The 12620-nt window shown below is 64.3% G+C and carries 10 protein-coding genes; 7 read left to right on the forward strand and 3 right to left on the reverse strand.

Features of this window, described 5'->3' with window-relative positions; all coding sequences use genetic code 11:
- Positions 1–112: 112 nt before the first annotated feature.
- Positions 113–907, reverse strand: coding sequence for a LuxR C-terminal-related transcriptional regulator (locus WJU17_RS09040; RefSeq protein WP_346326994.1), 795 nt, complete (start codon positions 905–907; stop codon positions 113–115).
- 209 nt (positions 908–1116) lie between these two features.
- Here WJU17_RS09040 and WJU17_RS09045 point away from each other — a divergent pair, with 209 nt between their 5' ends.
- From WJU17_RS09045 to WJU17_RS09055, 3 genes are all read left to right on the forward strand, one after another.
- Positions 1117–2490, forward strand: a complete 1374-nt coding sequence (locus WJU17_RS09045) for an aromatic ring-hydroxylating dioxygenase subunit alpha (protein WP_346326995.1) — start codon at positions 1117–1119, stop codon at positions 2488–2490.
- A gap of 158 nt (positions 2491–2648) precedes the next feature.
- Positions 2649–4034, forward strand: a complete 1386-nt coding sequence (locus tag WJU17_RS09050; protein WP_346326996.1) for an aromatic ring-hydroxylating dioxygenase subunit alpha — start codon at positions 2649–2651, stop codon at positions 4032–4034.
- A gap of 146 nt (positions 4035–4180) precedes the next feature.
- The gene (locus tag WJU17_RS09055; protein ID WP_346326997.1) at positions 4181–5551 is read left to right on the forward strand and encodes an aromatic ring-hydroxylating dioxygenase subunit alpha; all 1371 of its coding nucleotides are present in this window, start codon (positions 4181–4183) and stop codon (positions 5549–5551) included.
- Between the two features lie 50 nt (positions 5552–5601).
- Here the strand turns inward: WJU17_RS09055 and WJU17_RS09060 are convergent, their stop codons facing one another.
- Positions 5602–6120 (reverse strand): VOC family protein, encoded by a 519-nt coding sequence (locus tag WJU17_RS09060; protein WP_346326998.1) that lies wholly within the window; start codon positions 6118–6120, stop codon positions 5602–5604.
- Between the two features lie 142 nt (positions 6121–6262).
- Here WJU17_RS09060 and WJU17_RS09065 point away from each other — a divergent pair, with 142 nt between their 5' ends.
- Positions 6263–7513, forward strand: coding sequence for a cytochrome P450 (locus tag WJU17_RS09065; protein ID WP_346326999.1), 1251 nt, complete (start codon positions 6263–6265; stop codon positions 7511–7513).
- Positions 7514–7531: 18 nt separating this feature from the next.
- Here WJU17_RS09065 and WJU17_RS09070 read toward each other — a convergent pair whose 3' ends face one another.
- Complete coding sequence (locus tag WJU17_RS09070; RefSeq protein WP_346327000.1) at positions 7532–8206, reverse strand: TetR/AcrR family transcriptional regulator; 675 nt, start codon at positions 8204–8206, stop codon at positions 7532–7534.
- Positions 8207–8534: 328 nt separating this feature from the next.
- On the opposite strand from WJU17_RS09070, the gene WJU17_RS09075 reads away from it, so the two are divergent.
- Genes WJU17_RS09075 through WJU17_RS09085 form a run of 3 tightly spaced genes read left to right on the forward strand, consistent with a single transcriptional unit; the run spans position 8535 to position 12620 of the window.
- Entirely contained in the window at positions 8535–9728 is a 1194-nt protein-coding gene (locus tag WJU17_RS09075) for a cytochrome P450 (protein ID WP_346327001.1), read from the forward strand.
- Positions 9729–9733: 5 nt separating this feature from the next.
- On the forward strand, positions 9734–10621 hold the full coding sequence (locus WJU17_RS09080; RefSeq protein ID WP_346327002.1) for an LLM class flavin-dependent oxidoreductase: 888 nt from the start codon (positions 9734–9736) through the stop codon (positions 10619–10621).
- A gap of 37 nt (positions 10622–10658) precedes the next feature.
- Complete coding sequence (locus tag WJU17_RS09085) at positions 10659–12620, forward strand: FAD-dependent oxidoreductase (protein ID WP_346327003.1); 1962 nt, start codon at positions 10659–10661, stop codon at positions 12618–12620.

The following is a 12620-nucleotide window of genomic DNA, read 5'->3' on the forward strand; positions in this document are numbered from 1 at the left end:
GATGGCGGCGCGCGGCATCGCGCGGCCAGACCTTGCGGGCCGTATTCATCGGCGGTTTCCGCCGGGGACACAAGGATAAGTTACGGGTGCAGATCTCTCGCCAGCGGGCGCGTCACTGCACCATCGGGCCCAGAATGCCAGCCTGCGCCGCGAGCGCCGCGGCCTGGGTGCGGTTGTGCACGTTCAGCTTCTTCATGGCGTTTTCCAGATGGAAGCGCACCGTCGGCACCGACCGTTCGATGATGGTCGCGATCTCCGAATCCGTCTTGCCCAGCGCCACCCAGGACAGGCATTCCACCTCGCGCTCCGAAAGGCCGGTGTCGCCCGCGGTCATCGCCGGCGCGGGCACGTTCACCTCGGACCGCTGATCGAACACGCTCTCGAGGAACAGCAGCGCGACCAGCCGCAATTCGATGGAGTACCGCGCCAGCACCTCCTCGAATGGACGGACCTCCTCGCGCGCGACCCAGCCCATGGAACTGACACGCCCCAGCGGCATGTGGACCGGGATGGTGATGCCGCCGGCGATGTGACGCTCGGGCGTCAGGTGCCACTGACGCTGCTTGGCGCCGCTCGCGGCCGGCATCATGGAGACCACGTCCTTGGAGCGCCAGATGAAGGGCTTGGTGGAGTAGCGGCACACGTTGGCGATCGGGCTGATGAGATTGAGCCGGTTGCGCTCCCAATCCTCGCGGAAGTCCACACTCCAGCCGAACAATTCGGCATAGGTCTTGCCGTCACGGGTGCGCGTCAGCAGCGGGTCGGAATAATCGGCGATACAGGATGGATACGGCAATCCGATGATCGCCCCTACCCGTTTGGCGATATCGACCGCCTCTGCCGTGTCGCGGACATGCTCGAGCGCCTTGAGTAATGGCCCCAGATCGCCGGACTCCCCGTCCGCCATGCCAAAACGTCTCCCCGCGTGCCTATTGATGTACGCGGTCATGATAGCCGAGCCCATACGCCGCGTCACTTATCCTGGCATGCCTATCGTGGGCCGCCCCTGTCAAAACAGCCGGGGAAAATGAATCTGGCAAAAGAGTCAGACTCGCCGTTTTGCGTCGGAGTGTGGCATATTGGCACGCACCTACAGGATTGAACGGGGAGATCGAGATGACCGCTCACAGCGCCAGCTGGTACGCACAACCGGCCGAGAAATGGCCGGAGCCCAAACTCAAGGGCCACACCATTCCGGGCTACCGGTACCATTCGAAGGAATTTTTCCATGACGAATGGGAGAACATGTGGACGAAGGTCTGGCTGCTGCTCGGCCGCGAGGACGAAATTCCGGAAGTCGGCGACTACCAGATGGAAGAGGTGGGTCCCGAGTCCATCCTGATGGTCCGCCAGGAGGACATGTCCATCAAGGCGTTCTACAATGTCTGCCAGCATCGCGGCGCGCGCCTGATCTTCAACGATCTGGGCACCGTCGACGCGTTCACCTGCCCCTATCATGGCTGGCGCTGGGAGATCGACGGCAGCCTGACCTTCGCGCTGGACCCCGAGGATTTCCCCGAGGGCGATCCCTGCGGCAAGCTGAAGCTGGAGCCGATCCGCTGCGAGACCTTCGCCGGCTTCATCTGGGTCAACATGGATCCCAACTGCGTGTCGCTGCAGGAATATCTCGGGCCGATCTGGGACGACTGGGCGCCCTATGAAATCCACAGCTGGAAGCGCTACCTGGCGCTGACCGCCACCATTCCCTGCAACTGGAAGGTGATCCTGGACAATTTCAACGAGTCCTATCACCTGCCCACCGTCCACCCGCAGGCCGACGCGACGGTGGAGGAAAATTACAAGTGGACCCAGTTCGACATGGCCGAGGAAGGCCATGCGCGCATGTGGATGCAGTCGGGCATTCCGTCGCGCTCGCTGATCGAGCGTGGCGAGGAATTGCTGAAGCCGGGCCTGGCGTGGATGCTGGAGCAATGGGACCTCAACCCCGACGACTTCCGCGGCGGCCGCGAGTACGAAACCCGCGAGGCGCTGCAGAAGGCCATGCGCGAGAAGGGTCCGAAGATGGGCTACACCCACTTCGACAATCTGAAGGACCACCAGCTCACCGACACCTATCACTACTTCCTGTTCCCGAACTTCGCCGTGTCGCTGTGGGCCGACGGTTTCCACTTCCTGCGCGCCCGCCCGCATCCGACCGACCCGGGCCAGACCCTGTTCGACAACTGGTGGTACGCGCCGGCGCCGGAAGGTCTGACCACGCCGGTGATGACCATCAACGGCCCGGTCGAGCGCGACGCCGAGGTCGAGCATGAAGTGTTCCAGTATCTGGAGCGCAGCCTGAGCGGCCTGATCGATCAGGACATGGGCATCACCACCGGCCAGCAGCTCGGCTTCCGCAGCCGCGCCTACAAGGGCGTCTATCTGGCGAAGCAGGAGCACCGCATCCGCCGCTATCACGAGCTGATCGACGAATATATCGAGGGCATTCGCCCGGCGCCCAAGCGCAGCAGCGCCATCGCGGCGGAATAGGCCTGAACGGCAAGACCGGAAAGGGGCGCTTCGGCGCCCCTTTCTTCGTCTGCCGCCCCGCTCCGTTGGTTGGGTTCAGGGCCTATCAGAGTCAACAGGTGACGCACCCTGCCCCGTGCCGGATAATGCGGCCACCTTATTCAACGGGGAGTTGACCGATGACCACACCGAATCCCGCCTGGGCCAAGGAGCCCGCGCCCCGCTATCCCGAGCCCAGCTTCAAGGGCAGCAAGATCGAGGGTTTCCGCTATCACTCGAAGGAATTCTTCGAGAAGGAATGGGAATATATGTGGACCAAGGTGTGGCTGCTGCTCGGCCGCGCCGATGAAATCCCCGAGACCGGCGACTATCAGCAGGAAGAGGTCGGCCCGGAATCCATCCTCATGGTGCGCCAGGAAGACGGCGGCATCCGTGCCTTCTACAATGTCTGCCAGCATCGCGGCGCGCGGCTGATCTTCAACGATGTCGGCACGGTCGATGCCTTCACCTGCCCCTATCATGGCTGGCGCTGGGAAATCGACGGCCAGCTCACCTTCGCGCTGGACCCCGAGGATTTCCCCGAGGGCGATCCCTGCGGCAAGCTGACGCTGAACGAGATCCGCTGCGAGGTGTTCGCCGGCTTCATCTGGGTCAACATGGACCCGGACTGCGTGACGCTGAAGGAATATCTCGGCCCGCTGTGGGACGAGTGGGCCGCCTACGAGATGGACCACTGGAAGCGCTATCTGGCGCAGACCTGCACGGCGCCGATCAACTGGAAGGTGATCCTGGACAATTTCAACGAGTCCTATCACCTGCCGACCGTTCACCCGCAGGCCGCCGGCAAGACAGAGGAAAGCTATCTCTCGACCCAGTACGACATGGCGCCGGAAGGCCACGCCCGCATGTGGATGCAGTCGGGCAAGCCGTCCAAGCAGATGGAATGGAATGGCGGCCAGGTGAAGATCGAGCCGGTGCTCGAGCGCCAGCTGCGCCTGTGGGAGCTGGATCCGGACGAGTTCCGCGGCGGCCGTGAATACGAAACCCGCGAGGCCATCCAGCAGGCCATGCGCAAGCTGGGCAAGTCGCGCGGCTACAACCATTTCGACAACCTCCGCGACCATCAGCTCACGGACGTCTACCACTACTTCCTGTTCCCCAATTTCGCGGTGTCGCTGTGGGCCACGGGCTTCCACTTCCTGCGCGCGCGGCCGCATCCGACCGACCCGACCCAGAGCGTGTTCGACCACTGGTGGTATTCGCCCGTGCCGTTCGATCTGGAGACGCCGATCCACACGCCGAACGGCACCTTCAAGGCCGGCGACGAAGCCGAGCATGAAGTGTTCAACTATGGCGAACAGAGCCTGGGCCTGCTGATCGACCAGGACATGGGCGTGACCACCGGCCAGCAGCTGGGCTTCCGCAGCCGCGCCTTCAAGGGCGTGTACCTGTCGGGCCAGGAGGCACGTATCCGCCGCTATCACGAAGTCATCGACGAGTACATCGAAGGCAAGGGCAAGCGGAAGGTGGACAGCACGCCGCACACGGCCATCGCCGCCGAATAGAGACAGTCCTACAGACGGACAAAAGGGGCGCTTCGGCGCCCCTTTTTATTGGGCACGCCTGTCAGAATCGATAGGTGACAAGAGCCCCGGCCGTTCTGAATAGTATGTCCGGGAAGCGACGTCAGGCGTGAGCGGGAGATCACGCAATGACATTACATACATCGGCCTGGTACGCGACCGGCCCGGCGAAATGGCCGCAGCAGACGCTGCGCGGGCACACGATTCCAGGCTATCGCTACACGTCCAAGGCCTTCGCCGCTCAGGAATGGGAAAAGGTCTGGACCAAGGTCTGGCTGCTGCTCGGCCGCGAGGATGAAATCCCCGAAGCCGGTGACTACCAGATGGAGGAGGTCGGCCCTGAATCCTTCATCATGGTCCGCCAGCACGACGGCGCCATCAAGGCCTACTACAATGTCTGCCTGCACCGGGGCGCACGGCTGATCTTCAACGAAGTGGGCACGGCGGACGCCTTCACCTGTCCCTATCATGGCTGGCGCTGGGAAATCGACGGCAGCCTGACCCATGCCCAGGACGCCGAGGATTTCCCGGAGGGCGATCCCTGCGGCAAGCTGACGCTGACCGAAATCCGCTGCGAGACCTTCGCCGGTTTCGTGTGGGTGAACATGGACCCCGACTGCGTGTCGCTGCGCGAGTATCTCGGTCCGGTCTGGGGCGACTGGCAGCCCTACCAGATCCATACATGGAAGCGCTATCTGGCGCTGACGGCGAACGTGCCGGTGAACTGGAAGGTGATCCTGGACAATTTCAACGAGTCCTACCACCTGCCCGCCGTCCATCCCCAGGCCGACGCCACCGTCGAGGAAAACTATCGCTGGACCCAGTTCGACATGGCCGATGAAGGCCATAACCGTATGTGGATGCAGTCCGGCTCGCCCTCGCACCGGCTGATCGGCAGCGGCCAGCCGCTGATCAAGCCGGCGCTCGAGGGCGCGCTGAGAGCATGGGAGCTCGACCCCGCCGATTTCGAGGGCCGCGAGTTCGAGACGCGCGAGGCGCTGCAGCAGGCCAAACGCAGACTGGGACCCGCGCGCGGCTATACTTATTTCAACGACCTGCGCGATCACCAGTTGACCGACACCTATCACTACTTCCTGTTCCCGAACTTCGCCGTGTCGATCTGGGCCGAAGGTTTCCACTTCCTGCGCGCCCGGCCGCACCCGACCGACCCGGAACAGTGCGTGTTCGACAACTGGTGGTACGCGCCGGCGCCGGAGGGCGTCACCACGCCGGTGATGACCGCGGCCGGCCCGGTCGAGCGCGATGCCGAGGTGGAGCACGTCGTGTTCAATTTCGGCGAGCAGTCGCTGGGCGAGCCGATCGACCAGGACATGGCCGTCACGCCCGGCCAGCAGCTGGGCTTCCGCTCCCGCGCCTACAAGGGCGTCTACCTGGCGAAGCAGGAACACCGGATCCGGCGCTTCCACGAGGTGATCGACGACTATATCGAGGGACGTCGTCCGGCACCGAGACGCAGCGAAGCCATCGCCGCGGAATAGTCCCGCCCGTTGCGGGGAAGGGCCACCGCCCTTCTCCGTCGAGGCTTGCGTCAGGGCCGGACGATGACGCTCTTCCCGTCCCAGGTCCGGGCGCGGTCCGAGACCATGCGATAGAGGTCGCGGATGCCCTTGTAGTCGGTATAGAGCTCGACCATGCCGTTGCTCATGTGGCGGGCGTCCATGTAGCAGGTGCGGGTTTCCCTGGTGCCGAAGATCATCGCGGTCGGGCAGCCCATGGCTTCGTAACGTGCCCGCTCGGCCTCGAAATCCTCGCAGAGCACGGCGACATGGTGGAAGCCTTCCTGCCCCTTCGGCCAGGTGTCGCGGTAGCAGGACGGGCCGTCATAATGCTGCTGGATCAGCTCGATCTGGATCGGCCCGGCCTGGCACAGCGCCGCCGACAGTTCCATTTCGGCCGGCTGGCCGCGGTACAGCACCTCCGGCAGCTTGATGTGCTCCAGCAGCACGAACGGGCCGATGCCGAACGTCTTGCTGAAGCGCGCGGCGGCGGCTTCGATATCGTTGACCACATAGGCCTGTTGCACGATCGCGCCGTACGGCATGTCCATGCCCGTTTCTCCCCATTGTTCCCAGCCTCCTAGATAACCGCTCCCCGGCGACCTGTCAGCCCTGACAGGTGTGGAACACGAGCCCTTGATCCAAGCTGGAGACCGGATCACTCTCCGGCGGCAGCAAGAGGGAAGAATTGTCGTGACGAAACTCGACCAAATGAACTTCTTCGACCCGCAGACCGTGGAATGCCCCTTCGGGTTTTATCAGGCGGCGCGGGCGGAAGCGCCGGTCTACAAGCTGCCCAACAGCCCGATCCCGGGCCGGGACGTCTGGCTGGTCACGCCCTACAAGCTGGTGCATGACGTGCTGCGCGACTGGCGGACCTATTCCAACCGCTTCGCCAGCCTGATGAGCGCGCGGGGCCAACGCGACCCGGACGTGGAGGCGATCATGTCCGAGGGCTTTCCGCCGGTCGAGACCATGCTGACCCAGGACCCGCCCGAGCAGAAGAACTACCGCAACCTGGTGAACAAGGCGTTCAGCGCCGCCCGCGTGAATTCCATGGAGGCCTACATCACCCGGATCTGCGACGAGCGGATCGACGAGATGCTGAAGACCACGGAATGCGATTTCTTCGAGAGCTTCGCCATTCCGCTGCCTGTGTTCGTCATCGCCGACCAGCTCGGCGTGCCGCGCGCCGACCTGCCCGCGTTCAAGCGCTGGTCCGACGACGTCATCGCCAGCCTGAGCCAGATGGGCGGCAAGGAACAGCAGCTGCAGGGCGCGCGCTCGGTCGTCGAGATGCACAAATACTTCGCCAGGGTCCTCGAAAACCGCCGCGCCGAGCCGCAGGACGACATCATCAGCGATCTGGCCAACGCCACGCTGGACGACGGCCGCCTGCTGAACATGTCCGAGGCGCTGTCGATCCTGCAACAGCTACTCGTCGCCGGCAACGAGACCACCACCAACGCGCTGGCCGGCGGCCTGGCCTACATTCTCGAGACGCCCGGCCTCGCCGACCGGCTGGCGGCCGATCCGTCGCTGATCCCCAACGTGGTCGAGGAAATCCTGCGCCTGGAAGCGCCGACCAAGCACATGTGGCGCATCGTCAAGCATGACACCGAACTGGGCGGCGTCGCGCTGCCGGAGGGCGCGATCCTGCTGCTGAGCTACGATGCCGCGAACCGTGACGAGGCCAAGTTCGACGATGGCGAGGCGTTCGATCCCTGCCGCAAGAACGCCGGCGCCCACCTTTCCTTCGGCCTCGGCACCCATTTCTGCGTCGGCGCGCTGCTGGCGCGCAAGGAGATGGCCATTGCCTACGAGCGCCTGTTCACGCGTTTGACCGATCTGCGGCTGACGCCGGGCAGGAACGAGCTGCGCCACATCGTCAGTATCCTGCACCGCGGCCTGACCGGCCTGCACGTCAGCTACCGCGCGCGCTGAACCGACGGGGCCCGATCTCTAGAGAAGATTGCTCTGGCACGCCTGGAGATGCTTGCGGACCGCGTCGGCGGTCGCGCCCTGGGTGATGCTCCCCAGGGTCAGGAGCATGACGTATTTCTGCCGCTCCGCCAGCTGTTCGGACGGCAGCTGACCGACCGCCCAGTCATGCACCACGGCATACTCATGATTGGCGAGTTCGGACGCCACGAGCTCCACATTGACCCACGGCAGCAGGTCGCCGTCCCGCTTCAGGGCATCGAGCATGCGCGCGTAGTTGGTGGACGTGATGCGGCGCAGCAGGTCGCGCACGATGTTGTCGGCGCTGCCGGAGAAATAAACCGTCACCATCGCGCGGGCATATTCCGGCATGCGCATGATCTCGTCGGCGATCCACTGGATCCGCGTGATCTCGCCCTCGAGGCCGCCGCCGCTCTGTTGCCGCCCGCGCTCGATCTGCTCCTCGAGCAATTCGGACACGGCCGAGGCGATCAGCGTCTCCTTGTTGCCGTAGATGTTGTACAGGGTCGCCGAAGCAACCTGCGAGCGTTCAGCCAGCAAGCGCATGGTGACGCCGTCATAACCGGCTTCGGCGATCAGTTTGCGGGTTTCCTCGAGCACACGGACGCGGCGGCGCGCCATGGACTCGCTCGCGTAGGAAGACCGCTTCTGCACTGCCGCGCTCACTCGACTCATCTTCTGTTCCGCACCCATCGATTGTTGAGACCGGAAGGCTGGAGCAAATTCCAACCTTCACTGACGCTTGTATCGCCGCAGCCAGAATCTGGCAAGACCGCAGCCCCTTAGTCCTTGACCGCCGGCACCGGGATCAATAAAACTGAACCTTGTTCCATTTTATGCATCGCCCTTGTGGGCAACAGGCAGGATGGAGCTTGGGGAGGACCTTGGTGGAAAGACGCGAGCGATTCAAGATCGCTGCCGCCGCAAAAATGCGCGGCAGCTATTTCCACCGCCGCGCCTCCATGGAAAAGCGTATCATAGTACCGGATGGCGGGGAGATTTCATGACGGACTTCTTCGATATCAAGGATAGGGAATTCCAGGAGAACCCTCATCCCACCTACAAGCGACTGATCACCGAATGCCCAGTCCATCATTCGGACAAATATGGTTTCTTCAGTGTCAGCCGTTATCAGGACGTCAAGGAAATCCTGCGCAACACGGCATTGTGGTCCAGCAAGTTTGGCCCCGGTACCGCCTATGCGGATCCCAATGCGCCGAATGCCCTGGTCAACGTCGATCCGCCCGAGCACGACTTCCAGCTGCGGCTGGTGAACAAGGCCTTCACCAAGCAGACCATCGCGGCGCTGGAGCCGGATATCGCGGGTTTCGTCACGAAGCTGGTCGACGATCTGAAGCCACGCGGACGCGGCGATCTGATGCGCGATTTCGCCATGCATATCCCGCTTTTCGTGATCGCCCGCATGCTCGGCGTGAACCCCGATGACGGGCTGATGTTTCGCGGCTGGGTCGAAGAACTGACCCTGGGTGTGTTCGGCGATGCCGATCCCGCCGTGATCCAGCGCGTCCAGGGCGAATTCGGCGCCTACTTCATCAACGAAGTCCAGAAGCGCCAGACGGTGCTGGATGCCGGCGGCACGCTGGAAGACGATCTGATCACCCGGCTGCTGACCGCCGAAGTGGACGGCAAGCGGCTGGAGCCGGCGCGCGTGCTCGGCTTCATCTCGTTCCTGCTGATCGCGGGCAGCGGCACGACCACCATGCTGGTGTGCAACACCATTCACCATCTGCTGGAGAATCCCGACCAGATGGCGAAGGTCCTCGCCAATCCGGACCTGATCCCGGCGGCGGCCGAGGAATCCATGCGCTTTACCGCGCCCGTCCACGGCCTGTTCCGCACGAACAACGAGGATGTGACCCTGCACGGCGTGCACATTCCCAAGGATTCCAAGGTGATGTGCATGTTCGCCGCGGCCAATCTGGACGAAAGCCAGTTCAGCGAGCCGGACCGCTTCAACGTGGAACGCGATCCGTCCGAACTTCGCAAGCAGCTAGGCTTCGGCTGGGGCACGCATATCTGCACCGGCGCGCCGCTGGCCCGCATGGAGGCGCGCATCGCCCTGCACGAGATTCTCACCCGTCTGCCCAATCTGCGCGCCGATGGACCTGCCGTGCAGACGGCGCCGTCGGTGCTGTACGGCTTCGACCATCTGCCTGTTGCCTGGGACGTGGAGTGAGATCGATGGAATATTTTGCCAACTACAATACGGGCATCGATCTGGATCCGGCGGACTGGGCGAGCGCTCGCGAAGCCGAGGGCTTCGACGGCGTCGTCGTCAGCGACCATTTCTGGGTCGGCGACAAGCCCTACCCGCATGTATGGGTCACCCTGACCCGGATCGCCTGCGCCACCACCGGCCTGCGCTTCGGCTCGTCGTTCTGCAACAACCTGTTCCGGTCGCCGGTCGAATTCGCCCAGGCCAGCCTGACCCTGCATCAGGCCGCCAAGGGCCGCTTCGAAGCCGGGCTGGGCGCCGGATGGTCCGAGAGCGAGGTCTCGGGCGGGCTGGGCCAGTACTATCCCGGCCCCGGCGAGCGCGCGAGCCGCTATCGCGAGGCGATGACCGTTGTCCGCGAGATTTTCGACACCGGCAAATGCACCTTCCAGGGCGAGCACTATAAGATCAACGTTCCCGTCATCGGCCCCTATAACGGCACCGCGCCGCTGCTGGTCGGCTCGGCCGGCGGCCCGCGCACACGGCGCGAGATCACGCCCATCGTCGACCGCGTCGAGGTGTTCGCCGGGGACTTCATCCGGGGCGGCTCGCTCGATTTCGCCGCGCTGGCGCGCGTCACCGACGATGACGTGAAGGAAATGGTCGCCAAGGTCCGCGAGATCGACGCCGACATTCCCATCGGATACTTCACCCTGATGGCCGCGGGAGAGAGCGAGCCGGTCAAGGGTCTCGAGGCCATGCTGGGCGACGGTTTCGCCAGCGGCCTTGTCGGCCATCCCGAAAAGGTCGCCGCCAAGATCGACCAGATGGCCTCGTGGGGATTCGGCCGCGTCCAGCTCACGGAACTGGTGCCGGGCAGCTACACCAATCTGGCGCCCTACATCAGGCGCTGACACCGCCACATCGAACGCCTAGCTGAAGGGGAGTCACATGGCGCTCACGCACGTTCTGCAACCAATCCGCATCGCGGGGGTGACGATCAAGAACCGGGTCGTCCGCACGGCCCATGCCACCGGGATCGGCGGCGGCACCCTGTCCGACGACCTGATCGCCTATCACGCCGCGCGGGCGGCGGGCGGTGTCGGCCTGTCGGTGCTGGAGATCCTGTCGGTCCATCCGACCAGTCCGGCGCCGCTGAACATGTTCGACCCGACGCTGGACGAGGGATACGGCAAGCTGATGGAGGCCGTGCGTCCGCATGGGATGGCCGTGTTCCAGCAGATCTGGCATGGCGGCCATAACGCCAATCCGGTCGATGGCAGCCCGCCCTGGTCGGCGTCCGACATCCCCAATCCGCTGGGCGGCGCCGTGCCGATCCCCATGACCAAGACCATGATCGACGAGATCGTCGGCGCCTACGCGGCGACGGCGGCGCGATGCGAAAAGGCCGGAATCGACGGCGTCGAGTTGCACTGCGCCCATGGCTATCTGGTGCAGCAGTTCCTGTCGCCCAACCTCAACAAGCGCACCGACGAGTATGGCGGCCCGTTCGAGAACCGGGTCCGCTTCATGCTCGAGGTGCTGCGGGCCATGAAGGCGGCGGTGTCGCCGGGGTTCGCCGTCGGCATCCGCGTCGCGCCGGACATGGTCGCGGCGGGCGTCGGCGTCGAGATGAACCGTATGGCGGTGGAACGGGTCCAGCAGGAAAAGCTGGTGGATTTCGTCAACGTCTCCATGGGCAATTACAACAGCTTCCCCAAGATGATCGGTGGCATGCACGAGCCCATGGGCTATGAGCTGCCCACCAGCGTGCCGATCGCCAAGGCCGCGACCGTGCCGACCATCGTCATCGGCCGCGTGCGCACGCTGGAGGAAGCGGACCAGATCATCCGCCAGGGCGAGGCCGACATGGTCGGCATGACCCGCGCCAACATCGCCGATCCGGACCTGGTGCGTAAAACCATGGAAGGCCGGGTCGAGGAAGTGCGGCCCTGCATCGCCTGCAACCAGGGCTGCGTCGGCAATTTGCTGGGGCCGGCGCATCGCATGGGCTGCGCCGTCAATCCGGGCGTGGGCTTCGAGCGCGCCATCGGCGACGACAGGATCGGCACGGCCGACAAGCCGAAGAAGGTCCTGGTCATCGGCGGCGGGCCGTCTGGCCTGGAAGCGGCCCGCGTGGCCGCGCTGCGCGGCCACAAGGTCGTGCTGGCCGAAGCGACCGGCGAGCTGGGCGGCATGATGAACTTCGCCGCCAAGCTGCCCAAGCGCCACGGCATCGCCGACATCACCAAATGGCAGGAGGCGGAAATCTTCCGCCTGGGCGTCGCCGTTCGTCTCGGTACCTACATGGAACTGGAGGATGTGATCGCCGAGGCCCCGGACGCCGTCATCGTCGCCACCGGATCCATGCCGCGCATGGACGGCATCCAGTCCACCAATCCGGGCGAGCCCATCGGCCATTTCGAGCGCCCCAACGTGCTGTCCAGCATCGATCTGCTGACCCACGGCCGCAACCGCATCGGCAAGAGCGCCGTGGTGATCGACGATGTCGGCCACTACGAGGCCATTGGCGTCGCGGAATACCTCATGGAACATGGCGCGTCGGTCAGCTTCGTCACGACCCAGGCCATGTTCGGCCCCAAGGTGGAAACCGCGCTGATGACCGAGCCGGCGCTGGAACGGCTGGGCAAGGGCGACTTCCGGATCTACACACGTCACCGCGTCACCGACGTCGGCGACGAGGAAGCAACCATCACGCCGACCTATGAAGGGGCGGCGAGCGCCATTCCCGCCGAGACCGTTGTCTTCGTCTCGGCCAACCGGCCCAACCGCGACCTTTACAACGAACTGCGCGGCAAGATCGGCGAGGTGCATGTGGTCGGCGATGCAAATTCACCGCGCTTCCTGCAAACTGCGATCCGCGAAGGCCATCTGGCCGCCAAGGCCATTTGA

It is taken from the genome of Iodidimonas sp. SYSU 1G8, assembly GCF_039655775.1.
In the GTDB taxonomy this organism is placed as follows: Bacteria; Pseudomonadota; Alphaproteobacteria; order SMXS01; family SMXS01; genus RI-34.